Raw genomic sequence first — 16,136 nt, 5'->3', positions numbered from 1 at the left:
GATAAGTTACTTAAGGCTAGGCATATGACCAAAACGGTCAATGCCACGAAGCGTCTTTTGTCTGAGCGTGGAGAATCCAATGCTGCCAGCATGGCCAGTGATGTGATTGAGAACTACAACACCTTGGATGATGAGCAAAAAGCACAGTACTTTCATTACTTGGCTGAAAAATTTAACCCTAGTGCTGCAGATGTATTGAGTGCTGCACAAATTTATGCTGATGACCCAAGTGCTGATAATCTAGTTTGGTTGATGAAAGTATCAGAAGCGCCAAGACAAGAACTTCTGCGTCGCTTAAATCGTGCGCCTGGTGGCACGCACATGATTATTAATATGCGTCAGCAGTTACTCAAGCTCTTGCCTAAAAAACCTGAGCTCAAAGCTGTCGATGCGGATATGCAGCATTTATTGAACTCTTGGTTTAATCCAGGGTTTTTAAAAATGCATCAGGTTGATTGGAAATCTCCTGCACACATATTAGAAAAAATTATTCAGCATGAAGCAGTGCATGAGATAGATGGCTGGGATGACTTGCGTCGTCGTTTACAACCTGATCGTAGGTGCTTTGCATTCTTTCATCCGCAGTTGCAAGATGAACCCCTGATTTTTGTTGAAGTAGCACTTTTGCCAGACATTCCAGAATCAATAGCACCATTGGTGGATAAAAAATCTGCACCAGTTGAACAGAATCAATATAAATGTGCTATTTTTTATTCGATCAGTAACTGTCAGCCTGGTTTACGCGGCGTGTCTATGGGTAATTTTTTGATTAAGCGGGTTGCTGATAGCCTGAAAAAAGAATTTCCAAGTTTGAAAACATTCTGTACCTTATCTCCCATACCGGGATTCATAGACTGGTTGCATGGTGGCGCTGACTTGCCTTTAGAGCAATTAAAGCCCGCAGTCATTGAGAGATACAAAGAGGCAATTAAATTATTTAACTTAAAAGATAAATCTTGGAGTGATCGTTTGCAGGATGGCTGGCATCCTGAGCGCGCTAGCGCGAAGGAAAAAGAGGCTTTACTGGCACTTTGCTCAATTTATCTCATGCATTATTCACCTAAGCGTGGTGGAAATTCAGTGGCTAAGTTTCACTTGGGTAATGGTGCGAAATTACACAGGATTAATTGGTCTGCTGACTTATCTAAAAAAGGGATTAAACAGTCAGCAGGTCTGATGGTGAACTATTTATATGATTTGGATAAGGTGGAAGATAACCACGAACGTTTTGTAAATGGCGAAGTTATTTATTCAAGAGCAGTTTCTCAATTAATTTAGCAATATGAACAACGAAATTTAACTGGAGTACGAGGAGACAACCATGAAAAAACCAGTAAATGTAGTAAAGGCACTGAGTGCCGTAGCAGCAGTTGTGGGTTTAATCGGTGGTTCAGGATTGGCAGTAGCTGATCCTAATTGGCCAAGTAAGCCAATCACCATCATTGTTCCATTCCCAGCAGGTGGTGGCACAGATGCGTTTGCAAGACCTTTGTCTGCCCATTTAACCAAACAAATGGGTAAGCAAATTGTGATTGATAACCGTGGTGGTGCCGGTGGCACTCTAGGAGCAGGTATTGCAGCAAAGGCCGCACCAGACGGCTACACCTTCTTTATGGGTGGTGCACACCATGCGATTGCTCCAACGATGTATCAAAAATTGGACTATGACATTGAGAAAAGTTTTGTTCCAGTCATGTTGCTGGCAACACCGCCACAAGTAGTGGTGATCAATGCTCAAAAAATACCTGTCACAGATTTAAAAGGTTTGATTGAGTATGCGAAAAAAAATCCTGCCAAACTAAATTACGGCAGTGCTGGTAACGGTAGCTCCCATCACCTTGCTGGTGAGTTATTCAAGATGCAAACGAAAACATTTATCACGCATATTCCATATCGTGGTGCAGGTCCTGCCTTGTCAGATTTAATTGCTGGTCAAGTGGAAATGATGTTTGATGGTTTGGGTTCATCTTCACAGCACATCAAATCTGGAAAAATTAAAGCGTTGGCGGTGGCCGCAACAAAGCGCTCTCCAGCTTTCCCTGATGTGCCAACTGCAGCGGAAGCAGGCGTGCCTGGTTATGTTGTAAGTACCTGGTATGGTTTATGGGCGCCAAAAGGCACACCTAAAGAAATCGTTGACAAGATGACTGCTGAAGTTACAAAAGCACTCAATAGCCCTGAGTTGAAAAACTCTTGGCTAAACAACGGTTCAGAAACACCTAGCTTAACTGGTGAGGCCTACGGTAAGTTTGTTAACGCTGAGATCAAACGTTGGGCTGATGTTGCCAAAGCCTCAGGCGCAAAAATGGACTAACCATGAACCTATATGAACTTTTAGAAAAGGGTTTCCCTAGAGATAAATCATCGTGCGCAATTGAGACGCATGATGGTTTGTACTACAGTTGGGATGACTTAGAAAAAGCTACATCTAAGATGGCTAACTTATTGGCTGGCTTAAAGTTGCCACAAGGCTCACGTGTCGCTGTTCAAGTTGAAAAGTCACCTGAGGCACTTTTCTTATATTTGGCAACTTTAAAAGCTGGCTTGGTTTATTTGCCACTAAATACCGCTTACCAAGCTGCTGAGATTGAGTATTTCTTAGGTAATGCTGAACCAGCAGTTGTGGTGTGCAGTCCTAAGAATCAATCCTGGGTGTCTGATGTGGCAAAAAAATGCGGCACTAAGCATGTGTACACATTGGGTGACGACAGATCGGGTACGTTATTAGAAAAAGCAGGTAAGTTATCTGATCGATTTAAAACGGTTAAAAAATCTGACGATGATTTGGCTGCCATCCTCTACACCTCAGGAACTACTGGGCGTAGTAAGGGAGCCATGCTCACTCATAAGAACTTGGGAAGTAATGCCAAGGTATTGCAAAAGTTCTGGGGTTGGAAAAAGGGAGATGTGTTGTTGCACGCACTACCAATTTTCCATGTGCATGGTCTATTTGTTGCTTCTCATGGCGCATTGCTAAACGGCAGCAAGATGATTTGGTTGCCGCGTTTAGATACCAAAGAGCTAATTAAGCACATGCCTCGTTCTACAGTCATGATGGGTGTGCCAACTTTCTACGTGCGCTTATTGCTAGATAAAGAGTTCACCAAAAAAACTGTCAGAAATATGCGTTTATTTATTTCTGGATCAGCGCCATTACTCACAGAAACATTTAATCTCTTTAAAGAGAGAACGGGGCACACCATTCTTGAGCGTTACGGCATGAGCGAGACGGTGATGTTGGTATCGAATCCGTATGGAGGTGCTCGAGTGGGCGGCTCTGTGGGATTGCCGTTGCCTCAAACACAAGTCAGAGTTATCAAAGATGATGGCAAGTTATGTGGTGTGAATGAGATTGGTAACGTTGAGGTCAAAGGACCGAATGTGTTTAAAGGTTACTGGCGCATGCCAGAAAAGACCAAAGAAGAGTTCACCAAGGATGGTTGGTTTAAGACTGGTGATGTTGGACGCTGGGGTGGGGAGACAAGTGCCGGTAAGGTGCCAAACAACTACTTATGTATTGTTGGAAGAAGTAAAGATTTGATTATTTCTGGTGGTTACAACGTGTATCCAAAAGAAATTGAAAGCTTTATTGACGACATGCCAGGTGTTGATGAGAGTGCTGTGATCGGTGTGCCACATCCAGACTTTGGTGAAGCGGTGGTTGCTGTGGTTGTTGCAAAACCCGGCGCCAAGCTCAATCCAGAGAGCATGATTGCCGAGTTAAAAGGCAAGATTGCGAACTTTAAAGTGCCTAAGCGTTTGATTGTTGTTCCTGAGCTCCCCAGAAATACCATGGGTAAGGTTCAGAAAAATATTCTGCGCCAAACATACGCATAAAAATAACAACTGGTAAAAAGAATAAGGCCTTCAGATGAAGGCCTTATTTCTAAGTAGATTAAAAATTAATCTTGGACTAGCTTAATAAAGACCAAAACTAATAAGCCCTTTATTAAGCATATAAGCTGCTAAACAGAAAAGAACCAAAGCGAACACTCGTTTGAGTTGAGCGACATTTAATTGGTGGGCAACTTTGGCACCCAGTGGTGCAGTTAAAACACTAGCTACTGCAATCGATGCAAGAGCGGGTAAATAGACATAGCCTAGAGAGCCTACAGGCAGGTTAGGGTTGCCATAGCCACTGATGATGTAGCCAATCGCGCTGGCTAGCGCAATCGGAAACCCCAGAGCTGCTGAGGTGGCTACAGCGTTATGCATGGTGATATTGCACCAAGTCATAAATGGCACGGAAACAAATCCGCCACCGGCACCCACTAAGCTAGATAAAAATCCAATAAAACTACCTGCGCCAAACATGCCTACCTTGCCAGGTAACGTGCGACTAGGCTTAGGTTTTTTGTTCATAAGCATTTGGTAGGCAGAAAAACCCACAAATGAGGCAAATATGAGTGATAGCCACGCGGTCTTCAGCATGGCAAATAACTTGCCACCACCAAGTAGACCGCCAATCAAAATACCTGGAACTAAGGTAATCACAATATCCCAGCGTACTGCACCACGTTTGTGGTGAGCTCTGACTGATGATAAAGATGTAAATAGAATTGTTGCCATTGATGTGGCAATAGCAACGTGCACTACTACCTCAGCTGGAAATCCATACATCGTGAACAAAAAAGTTAGGAAGGGAACCATGATCATGCCCCCGCCAATACCCAATAAACCTGCAGCAAATCCAGTGAAACTACCCAGTACTGCCAACGCCCCAACTTGTACAAGTGTCATGGCTGTACCAATTATTTGAATTTATAAAATTGCTGATTTAAGTAGGCAACTAAGTCAGCTTCATCTTCTGGGAAGAGGTCTAGACGTAGTTGAGTGTTGCACATCCCAACCTGAGACTTAAGGCGCTTAATATCTTTGACCTTGCGATCAGATCTTGTGTAAATAATATCGCCATTACCTAGACCTGATTTTTCAGCATGACATTGGTAGCATTTTGTTTGGTGCAATGTTTTGCCATTATTAACATCAGCAGCATAAGCACCGTTACTTACCAAGCTGATTGCTGCGATGAAACCTATTCTTAACATTATTTTTTTTAGCATTGCAGTCTCCTTGTTAATCGTATTAGATTCCCCACCTTAGCCGCTAGGCCGTCATCCTGAACCCAGTAGGTTCAAGGCGGCATGGCAATAATGTTTCGGGTGCATCAAGTCTTTCAGGGAGAATATTGCCAAAAGCAATACCCTATGAGCAACGAGACGCTCGCGCCCACACTATATGGCCCACGCCAGATGCTTGCGCATCGGTTCAAGGAACTATTGGCCTTGGCGCACCAGGTAGGGAAAGCATTTTCAGCGCAGAATCAACCGATGCTTCAATCTGATCAACTTTGCTTTGCAAAGTACTAATCTGATCAAGAGATGCACCAGGGTTTTCTGTGTTGCTGAGATTCATTTTGGCAGCCTGCAAATCACCAGCCAATTTGATAGCTGTCATGATGGCGGCACGCTCAATGCTGCGGTTGCCAGCAGATAGGGCTGCTTCTAGTTGTTCATCAACTATTGCAGCAGCTGCTCGCAAGCTAGCTTCATGTTCTGGAGTGGTGGCAAAAGCAAACTTTTGGCCAGCTAGGGTGAGTTCAATACGATGTTGGCTCATTGCTCATCCTTGTGTGCAGAGGCTAAAAGGTCTAGTTGACCACTATCGCTTTGGCTTGGTAGCTTATTTAAGATATTTTGGATACGCGCTTGGGCATCCTCAATCTTGGTTTCTAGCGCCAAGCGTTCTTTATGGGATTGCGCCACAGCATCTAGCAAAGCCTTGGTTTTACCTTCTAGGCGTTCTAGGCTGTCTTGCAAACGGCTATAAGAGTTGTTTGTAAGTTCTGACATAGGCATATTGTATATACTACACGCGTTCTTAGGTGCTCTTGATAGATAGCAATTTATCAAAGTTAAACGGGAAACAGGGGTTTTTCAATCAATAGATTAAAGGATAACCTGTGCTGCCCCCGCAACGGTAAGTGAACGCACGAAAGTGCCGGCTCAATCGAATACCACTGGCTTAGGCTGGGAAGGTCATTGAGTTAGTTTCATAAGCCCGGATACCGGCCTGGAATGGTTCACCTAGCTACGGGGACGTTGCTTAGTGATGAAGGTCCCGTGCTTGCGGGGGAACAAGCCAGAGGCCATATTTTTTGAAAGTTAATCCTATGTTTACCAAACCAACCAAGGTTGCGCTCGCCTGCGCTACTACTTTTGCGACTTTGTCAGTTGCCCAAGCTCAAGCTAACAATACTATGCAACCAGTTGTTATTTATGGGGCTAGATTTGCTGATGAGTCAAATAAAGCGTTACCTCAAAATACTGTGATCAGTTCTGAGGATATTTTAAAAAGTGGCATGACAAATATCCCTGAAATTTTGCAAAAGATTGGCGGGGTACCAACAAAGCCAAATTTATATGGAACTCAAGACCTGTCCTATGATTTGAGAGGTTATGGCGTTAACAGTGACCAAAACTTAGTGGTGGTAATCGATGGTGTTCGAATTTCAGAGAATGAACAGGCTGTTGCAAAACTGTCATTAATTCCAGTTGAGTCTATTGATCAAATTGAAATTATGCGTGGGGTGAATAGTGTTTTGTATGGTGAGGGAGCCACTTCTGGGGCTATCTATATCAAAACAAAATCGTCAGATGCTGATAGGGCAGTAGTATCTGCTGGGGTAGGGAATAACAGTACTAGAGAGGGCACAGCATATTTATCAAAGAGTATTGATAAGGTAAGCGTTGCTACTTATGCAAGAGTTAATGAGTCAGATAATTTTAGGAATAGAAATAAAGTTCTAAATAAAAGTGGTGGTTTAGATATTGCGACTGCGGTAGACGGTGCAACCAAGTTAGGAATCAAATTCTTTGCTGATGAGCAGAGCACGGAGTTGCCTGGAGCAATATCTAGAGCTAACTTTTATATCAATCAAAAACAAGCCAGGTATCCATTTGATAGTGCCACTTATCTTGGGAAAACCATATCTGCTTTTATTGACAAAAAAATATCATCTGGCCTAGAGCTTAGAGTGGATGTTAGTCGCAGAGAGGCGGACAGAAGTTCTATTAATTGGACTAACAATACCGGCCCTTCTTCAGGAACTTTGTATGACTATTCTTCAGATGTGAATTCAGTAAATCCTCGTTTGAAATTTATAAATTTTGCAGGATTTAAAAATGATTTAACGGTTGGAGCTGATTTATCAAACTGGGATTACACCTATAAAACAGGTTCAACTAATGAACGTGCAAAACAAAAAAATCGTGCTCTATATGTTAGGGATGACATCCATTTTTCAAATCTTCAAAGAGTGGTTTTAGGGTATAGATCAGAAAAATTCACTAAATCAACCTTCGACCCGGCGGCCGGTAGTCAGGGATTCGATAGAAATCTTGATGCCTATGAGTTTCAATACATCAAAGGATTGTCTTCTAACCTAAATGCCTATGGAAAGCTGGGTACTGGATATCGAATTCCAAACGTTGATGACAATAGAAATACATATTGGAATAGCTTGCCATATCCCGCATCTTTGGAGCCTCAGAGATCAAAAGATTATGAATTGGGTGTGAATGGGGTTGATAAAAATATGCGCTATGGGATTAGGTTTTTTCATAGCTTAATTTCAAATGAGATTATCTATAGCGAAAATGATGAGAGAAACATTAATTTATCTCCAACAAAAAGGGATGGTGTGGAGCTTGAGTTTGCTGCAGACGTTAATTCAGCAACTAATATTTATGGATCATTTCAGCTTGTAAAAGCGCAGTTTAGGGATGGGCTGAATGCTGGCCAGAGAATTCCGTTGGTTCCAAATTACACGGCTAGATTGGGTATGGATTACAAACTAAATGCTCAACAAAAATTTGGCGTAATTGGGCGTTATGTGGCAAGTCAAAAATCAGATGGTGACTTTGATGCTACAGCTATCAGAATTCCAGGTTATGCCATCACAGATATAAGTTATTCAGCTCAGTACAAAAACTGGTTATGGACTGCGTACGCAAGTAATATCTTTGATAAGAAATATTACAGTTGGGCAAGTAAATGGGGATCTGTCTATCCTGATGCAGGTTTATCACTTAAGATAGTTGGTCGTTACACCTTTAAATAATGCCCATATCTAAAACCACCACTCTCATCTTGCTAGCGATTCTCTCGCTGGCATCGGTGGTTTTAGCCTTATTCATTGGCAGTGTCTCTGATGCAGATGCTGCCATCATTTACCAGTTGCGTTTACCTAGGGTTCTGGCGGCCTTTGCGGTTGGGGGCTTATTGGCAATGTCTGGAAGTCTCTTACAAGTTTTGACTCGCAATCCTTTGGCCGAGCCATCAGTTCTGGGTGTTTCAGGTGGCGCCTCAGTAGGGGCGCTAGCGGTACTCATGTTGGGTGGCGCAGGAACTATTTGGGTTGCAGGTGGTGCGTGGCTGGGCGCCGTTACAGTCATGATTCTCTTGTGGGTTTTGGTCGGTGGTTTTTCTGCTCACCCATCAAGACTCTTATTGGCAGGCGTCATGGTTGCAACAGGTTGTGGAGCTATCACGACTCTCATGATTGCTTTTGCGTCGAATGTGGCTATGCCTGGCATGATTCATTGGCTCATGGGTGATCTAGATTCTGTGATGAGTCTAGAGTCAGTTGGTGCTATCTTGGGCGTTTGGTTATCGGTGCTCATTATTGTTTGGCGACTATCGCCAAAAATTCATATATTGCAGTTAGGTACGGATAAAGCCATGACATTGGGTATAGATGTTTCATATATTCAGTGGGTCATGGTTCTTTTGTCTGCTTTATCGGCAGCATCTGCAGTATCAATTGCTGGTTCAATTGGTTTTGTTGGTTTACTAGTACCTCATATTCTCCGTGCTCTGATTGTGAAACAGCATGGCCCAGATCAGCGATTCTTGTTGCCTGCCTCAGCCTTATTAGGTGGAACCTTCTTGGTCTTGTCGGACATGTTTGCAAGAGCCGTGATTGCGCCATCCCAGTTACCTGTTGGCGTGATTACCGCTTTGATTGGTGTGCCAAGTTTCTTATGGATCCTCTCTCGTTTTAGGCAGTGGAGTTCATGATGACTAATGACGCTAACCAAGATTTGCCAGTTGTATTGGAAACCAAGAACTTAAATGTTCAGGTTCCAGGCCGAGCACTGATTGACAACTTAAATTGGCAAGTGAGGCAAGGTGAGAGATGGTGTTTGATTGGGCGCAATGGTGCTGGTAAATCAACGCTATTAAAAATCATCGCAGGTATACAGCCAACTAGTTCGGGTGAAGTTTTATGGCAAAACCAAGCAATTGCCACTTACACACCAGAGAATCTTGCAAAAGTAAGAGCCTATGCCGAGCAATCTCCAATAGCTGGGGTTAGCTTGAGAGCGATTGATATTGTTCTGGCAGCGCAATGGCCATGGAGCGAAACAGAGTCGACTAGTTATCAGTTGGCAATACAAGCTCTAAAAACGTGTGATGTTGATTATTTAGCGAATAGTCAGTGGCAGACATTGTCAGGTGGTGAACGTCAAAGAGTGGCTATAGCCGCTTGTTTTGCACAAAATACCAAGGCCTTGATTTTGGATGAGCCTACCTCTCATTTGGATGTGGGGCATCAAGTTTCTTTATTAAATACCCTCATTGAAAGAAGTCAGACTTGCCAGCAAACAGTTATTGCTAGCTTGCATGAAATTTCTCTAATTGGCCGTGGCTTTACTCACGCATTACTGCTCATTGAAGATGGCTCTTACTTAGCTGGCTCTGTTTCAGAGGTGGTCAATCCTGTTAATCTGCAAAAATCTCTAGGCCACCCAATCGCCGAAGCTACAACGGCCTTAGGTCAAATAATCTACATACCTGCTTAAATAATTTAAAACGCTAGCGCTAGATCTAGCGAATCCTATCGATTTCTGAGCAAATCCTTTTAGCCCCTTGCATGATGCGAGTTGATGGCCTACTGATCATGTCGCCATCAATATCGATAAAGGCTTTCTTTTGTGTTGCAGCCAATTGTGGTATTGAAGACCACATCGACCAGTCTGTTTTCATTTGCTGAGTATCAACTGCAGTAAAAATAATTTCTGGATTTGCTTTTACGACAGCTTCACGACTAACTGTGGCTACTAGAAGTTTTTCTTTGGCAAATAATTGCTCGCCACCACAAATATTAATAATGTCAGCAATCAAATGATCTTGGTTGAGCGTCATCAGTGGTTGAGCCCATACTTGGTAAAACACCCTTACTTTTCTTTTGCTTTTATTTTGGTATTGATTCTTTAGTTCAGTAATTTGAGCTCTGAAGGTGTCAGCATTCTTTTTGGCAATAGCCTCTGTTCCTAGTAGTTTGCCAATCGTTTCAATATCGCTAGCAATATCGGTCAGTTTTTTGGGTTCAACGGATACCACCTGAATCGAGGTAAAAGTTTTTTTGATCGATTCAATTTGACTCTCTGGTGTGCCGCCGCGCCAGTAGATGATTAGATCTGGGCGCAGTTGTTTCATTTTTTCTAAATCAATAGATCTTGCATCACTGGTAATCGGTAATTTTTTGACTGATTCTGGGAAGTTGCTATACACACTGACACTGATGAGGCGATTAGCTCCTCCAGCAGACTCAACCACTTCGCTTAAATGTGGAGCTACGGTAATAATGCGTTGAGGATAGGGCGCCTGTTTGTTTTGCGCCAAGCTGATTGAGCTCGTAACAATACTAAAGCTAGCGAAGAGTCCTAGGACTAATGATTTAGCGTTCAATGCCGTTAAATAGCGTTGAATGCTCATGAGGTTTAAATCTCTAGGTTATCGATTAAGCGAGTTTTGCCCAATTTGGCAGCTGCTAGAACAACCAACTGCTCATTGGCTGACAGTTCTACATCGTTAGCACTTAATAAATCTTTGCGTTTACGCACAGAAATGTAATCAGGTAACCAACCTCTAGAACTTAACTTCGCGCAGGCCTCTTGCTCAATCTTAGAAATATCTGCTGCAGTCAGTTTGCCTTGCAACACCTTATCTTGAACTTCTTTTAGTGTTTGTATCAGTTGAACCGCTTCAGCGCGTTCTTCTACAGATAAATAACCGTTTCTGGAAGATAGAGCCAAGCCATCTTCAGCGCGCACAGTCTCAGCTGGAACAATGTCTACGGGTAGGGCTAATTGGCGACACATCTGACGAATCACCATCAATTGTTGGTAATCCTTTTTGCCAAACACTGCTACCTTCGGTTGAACACAAGAAAATAACTTTAGAACCACGGTGCAAACACCTTGGAAAAATCCTGGGCGGAATTCACCTTCGAGGATTTTTCCTAAGTTTTGTGGTGGTTCTACACGGTACTCTTGTGGCTCTGGATATAAATCTTTTTCTGTAGGGGCAAATAAAACATACACCCCTTCTTTTTCTAGTTTCTCAACGTCTGCTTCAAAAGTGCGAGGATATTTATCAAAATCCTCATTAGGGCCAAATTGCAAACGATTCACAAAAATACTAGCAATTACCGGGTCGCCATGCTGGCGCGCTAAGCGCATCAAAGATAGGTGACCTTCATGCAAATTACCCATGGTTGGCACAAATACTGCACGGTTTTGGCCACGTAATTGATCACGCAAGTCTTGAATGTTGCTAATAATCTTCATTGATTATTCTTTTTCTAAGATTAATTGGCTAAATTAGTTTGGTGAGTAAGCAAGGCGCACATAAATCGGTGCGTATGGCTCTGCTTGAGTGATTTCAATCAGAGACTCTCTAGAGAGTTCAAGCATCGCAATAAAGTTCACCACCACCATCGGTGCACCTTTGCCTGTGGCAATAGCTTCTTCGAACAAGTCTGTAAATTCGATAAAGCGCTCACCTTGTAAGCGGCGCAAGATGCGTGTCATGAAGTCGCGCACAGATAACTGCTCACGAGTAATGGTGTGATGTTGATTTAACTTGGCGCGATAGAGAACGTCTCTCCAAGCCGCCTGAATATCTAATGGATTAATGTCTGGCCAAGTCACTGCAACAGTGGTGTCAACATGGCCATTTGCTTTGTAGAAGTCACGGCCTAAGACTGGCATTTTGTCGAGTTCTTGGGCAGCTAGTTTCATGCGCTCGTATTCAAGTAAGCGTCTAACTAGTTCGGCACGTGGGTCTTCGACTTCCTCGTCGCTGTCAGCTTTCTTCATTGGCAAGAGCATGCGTGATTTGATTTCAATCAGCATGGCAGCCATGAGCAAGTATTCAGCGGCAAGCTCTAAGTTGGTTTGACGAATTTGTTCAATATAACCAAGATACTGCTTGGTTACTTCCGCCATCGGAATATCCAAAACGTTAAAGTTTTGTTTGCGAATCAGGTATAGCAAAAGGTCTAGAGGGCCTTCAAAAGCCTCTAAAAAAACCTCTAGGGCATCTGGTGGAATGTACAGATCTGTGGGGAGCTGAAACAACGGCTCGCCATATAACCTGGCAAACGACTCAGACATGCCATCCGTGACTTCCGGAACAGCGGTTAGCAAATCACTCATTGATAAACGTAAGCTTTTTGCTTAACGCGAGCCATTTGGTTGCGTTTTTGTTCGTCAGGGGTGGTTGGGGCTTTATCCCATAAAAGGGCGCGACCTTCCTGCTGAGCCTTTTCTAGCTGAGGTTTTTGAGCCTTCAGCTCTTCCAAAAAGAGGGTGATATTTGATTTGTAATGAGCCATAGTGTGTCAATTGTAGCGACTTAAGGAGCCTAGCTTCCTACATTTAGCTTACAAGCGTCTGCGGCCACTTTTTTGGCCTGTAAAAAGGCACTAGGTAGGTCATTTAGGCAGTTCTCTTCCCCAATCTCATCAATGAAGCCACTACGTGCCATGAGTGATGCTGGTTGAGCATTGGCTGAGCACACAATCAGCGTGCTACCTAGCTTTTTAAGAGACTTATTGAGAGCTTTTAGTGCATCGATGCCGCTTGTATCAATATTGATGAGTTGATGCATTTCCAAAATCATCACTTTAGGTACTTTGTGATTAGGATTAGACGCATCAATTAAATCTTCAACTTTATCGATCGCTCCAAAGAACAGTGAGCCATAAATTCCATAGGCTTTGACAGTATCTCTTAGATCAAATTCATCCGGTAGTGCCAAATCATCATCACTATGAAAATCTTCAGGTAACTCTAGTTCTTCGATTTGAGTGAGAGATGAAATTCTGTAGATAAAAAAGATGCAGGCCAAAACTAGACCTACTTGAACGGCTACTGTTAAATCAAAAATAATCGTTAGGAAAAAAGTACCTAACAAAATAAATTTATAAGTGATGTTGAACTGCTTCAAACGTTTGAACTCGTCAACATCAAACATATTCCAAGATATGTAAAGCAAGATACCCGCTAAGCAAGCCATTGGGATGTGGCTGGCTAGTGGAGCAGCCATCAACATAATTAACAGAATCACAACAGCGTGGATTAAGCCAGAGACTGGGGTCTTTGCACCCGCTTTGGCATTTGTGGCAGTTCTGGCAATGGTTCCTGTGACAGGTAATCCACCAAAGAACGGCACAACAATGTTAGCAATGCCTTGACCAATTAGTTCTTGATTGGGGTTATGTTTATCGTCACTCAAATTATCAGCAACGCGAGCGCATAGCAAAGACTCAATCGCACCCAATAAAGCAATTGTTAATGTGGGCGCAAATAACTGTTTAGCGGTTTCCCAGTCCAGAGCAGGAACTTTGGGTGTTGGGATGCTGTTGGGTATTTCACCAAAACGACTACCAATTGTCTCGACAGGTAAATCTAAGAAGTCAGCAATGATTGTTACAGCAATCAAGGCGATGATGATGCCTGGTACTAATGTGATGGGTTTCCAGAGACGACCCAATAGAGAAGTAATTTTTGGCCAAAGAATAATTAATGCCAAAGTGCCCAAACATGTGAGGCTGGCAGCCAAGCTGGCTGTATCTGCATATCTAACAAATGCATTAATTTGTGAGAAGAAATCAGATGGCAGCTTGTCGATTTGTAAACCAAGGGCATCTCTGATTTGCGACAAGCCGATCAGTACCGCAATGCCACTTGTAAAACCAATGATGATCGCAACAGGTATAAAACGAATTAAGTTGCCTACTTTAAAGAGCCCCATGGTGACTAACAACATGCCAGCTAAGAATGTTGAAAGTATTAAGTTAGCAACACCATATCGCTCAACGATGGCATACACAATCACCACAAAGGCGCCAGCTGGGCCACCAATCTGTACTTTGCTGCCACCAAATGCAGAAATTAAAAAGCCACCAATCACTGCAGAAATTAAACCCGCTTCTGGTTTAAGTCCTGATGCAATTGCAAAGGCAATGGCAAGGGGTAAGGCAATTACCCCGACGGTGATACCGCTACTTAAGTCTTTGATAAAAGTGTGGCTATCGTAGCCTTTGATGGCGTCAACGATTTTTGGTCGAAAACGCATCAAATTCATCATTGTTGATTAGCCGCTATCAGTTGATCAATCATGGCAGGATCAACTCGTGTCATCAAATGTTGATAAGGATTGATGGCCTTCTTAGAAGACAAGGGTTGATTGATGTCGTCCCAGGTCATTGGGGCAATATTGAAGAACTTTTCAACGCCAGCGGCCACATTAGGAACAACAGGCTTTAAGTACAAGCTTAATCTTCTGAATGCTTCTAAAGTAATGCTGCAAATAGTTTGTAGCTCTTGCTCTTTACTTGGATCCTTGGCGATTTCCCAAGGCTTATTGCTATCAACAAAGCCATTGACTGCATCAGCCAATTCCATCACACGACGTAATGCTTTAGCAAACTCGCGAGTCTCATATAAATCAGCAATTTCATCTTTAGCATCTGCTAATTGCTGAAGAAGTGGATGGCTCATTGCGCTGTCATCAACAATGCCACCAAAGCGTTTGACTAAGAACCCAGCGCTGCGGCTAGCAATATTGATGTATTTACCCAATAGGTCGCTATTAACGCGAGCAGTGAAGTCTTGTAGATTTAAATCCAGGTCTTCCATGCTGGCATTTAATTTGGCAGCGAAGTAATAGCGCAACCATTCTGGATTAAGGCCACACTCAATCACGCTATGGGCAGTAATAAATGTGCCACGTGATTTACTCATCTTTTCGCCGTCAACTGTTAAGAAGCCGTGAGCAAACACATTCGTTGGTGTGCGATAGCCAGAGAATTGCAAAGTGGCTGGCCAGAATAATGTGTGGAAGTACAAAATATCTTTACCAATGAAGTGGTATTGCTCAGTTGTGGTATCTGGTTTGACCCACTCTTCAAAGTTCAGACCTTTTTGTTGGCAAAGATTTAAAAAGCTCGCGTAGTAACCGATTGGGGCGTCTAGCCATACATAAAAATATTTGCCGGGGGCGTCTGGAATCTCAAAACCAAAATAAGGAGCGTCGCGGGAGATATCCCAATCGCCCAACTTACTCTCACCAGGTTCGCCCACCCATTCTTTCATCTTGTTGCGAGCTTCAGCTTGCAACGGTGTTTTAACTTGTGTCCACTCTCTTAAAAAAGACTCGCAGCGCGGGTCTGACAATTTAAAGAAATAGTGATCAGACACTTTACGTATTGGAGTGGCGCCACTTACTACAGAAAAAGGATTTTTTAAATCTGTTGGCGCGTAAGTGGCCCCGCATTTCTCGCATGAGTCGCCATATTGATCTTTTGCACCACATTTAGGGCATTCGCCTTTGATGAAGCGATCTGGCAAGAACATTTCCTTCACCGGATCATAGGCTTGTTCAATCGCGCGTTTCTCAATTAGGCCAGCATCACGGAGCTTGAGATAAATCTGTTCAGATAGTTGTTTGTTCTCATCACTATCTGTTGAGTAATAGTTATCGAAAGACACCAAGAAATTATCAAAATCTCTCTTATGCTCTTTCCAAACGTTGGCAATCAGTTCTTTAGGAGTAAGACCTTCCTTTTCAGCGCGAAGCATGATTGGGGTACCATGCGTATCATCAGCTCCAACGTAATGAACTTCGTGTCCGCGCATTCTTTGGAAGCGGACCCAAATGTCAGTTTGAATATATTCAACCAAGTGACCAATATGTATTTGGCCATTGGCGTAAGGAAGGGCAGAAGTAACTAAAATTCGACGCATAGACATAGATTTTAGTCTGCGGATATAGTTGAGAGC

General features: G+C 43.0%; 14 protein-coding genes, 1 other RNA gene, 2 pseudogenes and 1 riboswitch. Of the genes and pseudogenes, 6 read left to right on the top strand and 11 right to left on the bottom strand.

Features of this window, described 5'->3' with window-relative positions; genetic code table 11:
- The first annotated feature begins 24 nt into the window (after positions 1–24).
- The 3 genes from CFR83_RS02465 to CFR83_RS02455 are packed head-to-tail and all read left to right on the top strand — an operon-like array spanning position 25 to position 3,837.
- Positions 25–1,278: a malonyl-CoA decarboxylase gene (locus CFR83_RS02465; protein WP_243383316.1), complete on the top strand. Its 1,254-nt coding sequence runs from the start codon at positions 25–27 to the stop codon at positions 1,276–1,278.
- 43 nt (positions 1,279–1,321) lie between these two features.
- On the top strand, positions 1,322–2,314 hold the full coding sequence (locus tag CFR83_RS02460) for a Bug family tripartite tricarboxylate transporter substrate binding protein (RefSeq protein WP_088812400.1): 993 nt from the start codon (positions 1,322–1,324) through the stop codon (positions 2,312–2,314).
- Between the two features lie 2 nt (positions 2,315–2,316).
- Positions 2,317–3,837, top strand: a complete 1,521-nt coding sequence (locus tag CFR83_RS02455) for a malonate--CoA ligase (protein ID WP_088812399.1) — start codon at positions 2,317–2,319, stop codon at positions 3,835–3,837.
- A gap of 81 nt (positions 3,838–3,918) precedes the next feature.
- Here the strand turns inward: CFR83_RS02455 and CFR83_RS02450 are convergent, their stop codons facing one another.
- The 5 genes and pseudogenes from CFR83_RS02450 to CFR83_RS02435 form a co-directional block, all read right to left on the bottom strand.
- Positions 3,919–4,740, bottom strand: coding sequence for a sulfite exporter TauE/SafE family protein (locus CFR83_RS02450; protein WP_088812398.1), 822 nt, complete (start codon positions 4,738–4,740; stop codon positions 3,919–3,921).
- Positions 4,741–4,751: 11 nt separating this feature from the next.
- A complete protein-coding gene (locus CFR83_RS02445) occupies positions 4,752–5,063 on the bottom strand; it encodes a hypothetical protein (RefSeq protein ID WP_243383315.1) in 312 nt (103 codons plus the stop codon).
- A 24-nt stretch (positions 5,064–5,087) separates the two neighbouring features.
- Positions 5,088–5,307, bottom strand: a non-coding RNA gene (gene ssrS / locus CFR83_RS08495) — 6S RNA.
- A 102-nt stretch (positions 5,308–5,409) separates the two neighbouring features.
- Positions 5,410–5,619 (bottom strand): annotated as a pseudogene (locus CFR83_RS08490) (cell division protein ZapA); the annotation flags it as partial.
- Entirely contained in the window at positions 5,616–5,852 is a 237-nt protein-coding gene (locus CFR83_RS02435; RefSeq protein ID WP_207758570.1) for a hypothetical protein, read from the bottom strand. The gene CFR83_RS02435 and the pseudogene CFR83_RS08490, both read right to left, overlap by 4 nt.
- 12 nt (positions 5,853–5,864) lie before the next feature.
- A riboswitch (cobalamin riboswitch) is annotated at positions 5,865–6,090 on the top strand.
- 82 nt (positions 6,091–6,172) lie between these two features.
- Between CFR83_RS02435 and CFR83_RS02430 the strand changes: the two genes are divergently transcribed.
- From CFR83_RS02430 to CFR83_RS02420, 3 genes are read left to right on the top strand one after another with little or no spacing between them, the layout of a single operon-like run.
- Positions 6,173–8,122: a TonB-dependent receptor gene (locus tag CFR83_RS02430; protein ID WP_088812395.1), complete on the top strand. Its 1,950-nt coding sequence runs from the start codon at positions 6,173–6,175 to the stop codon at positions 8,120–8,122.
- Positions 8,122–9,081: a FecCD family ABC transporter permease gene (locus CFR83_RS02425; RefSeq protein WP_088812394.1), complete on the top strand. Its 960-nt coding sequence runs from the start codon at positions 8,122–8,124 to the stop codon at positions 9,079–9,081. The genes CFR83_RS02430 and CFR83_RS02425 overlap by 1 nt, the downstream gene beginning before the upstream one ends.
- Complete coding sequence (locus tag CFR83_RS02420; RefSeq protein WP_088812393.1) at positions 9,078–9,866, top strand: ABC transporter ATP-binding protein; 789 nt, start codon at positions 9,078–9,080, stop codon at positions 9,864–9,866. The genes CFR83_RS02425 and CFR83_RS02420 overlap by 4 nt, the downstream gene beginning before the upstream one ends.
- Before the next feature lie 25 nt (positions 9,867–9,891).
- Here CFR83_RS02420 and CFR83_RS02415 read toward each other — a convergent pair whose 3' ends face one another.
- The 6 genes and pseudogenes from CFR83_RS02415 to metG form a co-directional block, all read right to left on the bottom strand.
- Positions 9,892–10,782, bottom strand: coding sequence for a helical backbone metal receptor (locus CFR83_RS02415; RefSeq protein ID WP_088812392.1), 891 nt, complete (start codon positions 10,780–10,782; stop codon positions 9,892–9,894).
- Positions 10,783–10,787: 5 nt separating this feature from the next.
- Positions 10,788–11,636 carry a pantoate--beta-alanine ligase gene (panC, locus tag CFR83_RS02410; protein WP_088812391.1) on the bottom strand — a complete coding sequence of 283 codons (849 nt, stop codon included), beginning with the start codon at positions 11,634–11,636 and terminating at the stop codon, positions 10,788–10,790.
- A 33-nt stretch (positions 11,637–11,669) separates the two neighbouring features.
- Complete coding sequence (locus CFR83_RS02405; RefSeq protein WP_088812390.1) at positions 11,670–12,506, bottom strand: segregation and condensation protein A; 837 nt, start codon at positions 12,504–12,506, stop codon at positions 11,670–11,672.
- Positions 12,503–12,685 carry a DUF3460 family protein gene (locus CFR83_RS02400; protein ID WP_088812389.1) on the bottom strand — a complete coding sequence of 61 codons (183 nt, stop codon included), beginning with the start codon at positions 12,683–12,685 and terminating at the stop codon, positions 12,503–12,505. Before CFR83_RS02400 ends, CFR83_RS02405 begins: the two co-directional genes overlap by 4 nt.
- Positions 12,686–12,714: 29 nt before the next feature.
- Complete coding sequence (locus tag CFR83_RS02395; RefSeq protein ID WP_243383314.1) at positions 12,715–14,442, bottom strand: SulP family inorganic anion transporter; 1,728 nt, start codon at positions 14,440–14,442, stop codon at positions 12,715–12,717.
- Positions 14,442–16,106: pseudogene (metG, locus tag CFR83_RS02390) on the bottom strand (methionine--tRNA ligase); the annotation flags it as partial. The pseudogene metG and the gene CFR83_RS02395, both read right to left, overlap by 1 nt.
- Positions 16,107–16,136: the final 30 nt, after the last annotated feature.

Origin of the sequence: Polynucleobacter victoriensis, assembly GCF_900187875.1 — a bacterium.
Taxonomy (GTDB): Bacteria; Pseudomonadota; Gammaproteobacteria; order Burkholderiales; family Burkholderiaceae; genus Polynucleobacter; species Polynucleobacter victoriensis.
Note: the sequence above shows the minus strand (reverse complement) of the source record. Positions and strands in the feature narration are given on the sequence as shown.

What these genes read in the sequence shown, in the direction of transcription:
- CFR83_RS02430 (WP_088812395.1), top strand. Translation starts at nt 6,173, where the DNA reads ATGTTTACCAAACCAACCAAGGTTGCGCTCGCCTGCGCTACTACTTTT.
- CFR83_RS02425 (WP_088812394.1), top strand. Translation starts at nt 8,122, where the DNA reads ATGCCCATATCTAAAACCACCACTCTCATCTTGCTAGCGATTCTCTCG.
- CFR83_RS02455 (WP_088812399.1), top strand. Translation starts at nt 2,317, where the DNA reads ATGAACCTATATGAACTTTTAGAAAAGGGTTTCCCTAGAGATAAATCA.
- CFR83_RS02415 (WP_088812392.1), bottom strand. Translation starts at nt 10,782, where the DNA reads ATGAGCATTCAACGCTATTTAACGGCATTGAACGCTAAATCATTAGTC.
- panC (WP_088812391.1), bottom strand. Translation starts at nt 11,636, where the DNA reads ATGAAGATTATTAGCAACATTCAAGACTTGCGTGATCAATTACGTGGC.
- CFR83_RS02405 (WP_088812390.1), bottom strand. Translation starts at nt 12,506, where the DNA reads ATGAGTGATTTGCTAACCGCTGTTCCGGAAGTCACGGATGGCATGTCT.
- CFR83_RS02435 (WP_207758570.1), bottom strand. Translation starts at nt 5,852, where the DNA reads ATGTCAGAACTTACAAACAACTCTTATAGCCGTTTGCAAGACAGCCTA.
- CFR83_RS02420 (WP_088812393.1), top strand. Translation starts at nt 9,078, where the DNA reads ATGATGACTAATGACGCTAACCAAGATTTGCCAGTTGTATTGGAAACC.
- CFR83_RS02445 (WP_243383315.1), bottom strand. Translation starts at nt 5,063, where the DNA reads ATGCTAAAAAAAATAATGTTAAGAATAGGTTTCATCGCAGCAATCAGC.
- CFR83_RS02400 (WP_088812389.1), bottom strand. Translation starts at nt 12,685, where the DNA reads ATGGCTCATTACAAATCAAATATCACCCTCTTTTTGGAAGAGCTGAAG.
- CFR83_RS02395 (WP_243383314.1), bottom strand. Translation starts at nt 14,442, where the DNA reads ATGATGAATTTGATGCGTTTTCGACCAAAAATCGTTGACGCCATCAAA.
- CFR83_RS02460 (WP_088812400.1), top strand. Translation starts at nt 1,322, where the DNA reads ATGAAAAAACCAGTAAATGTAGTAAAGGCACTGAGTGCCGTAGCAGCA.
- CFR83_RS02465 (WP_243383316.1), top strand. Translation starts at nt 25, where the DNA reads ATGACCAAAACGGTCAATGCCACGAAGCGTCTTTTGTCTGAGCGTGGA.
- CFR83_RS02450 (WP_088812398.1), bottom strand. Translation starts at nt 4,740, where the DNA reads ATGACACTTGTACAAGTTGGGGCGTTGGCAGTACTGGGTAGTTTCACT.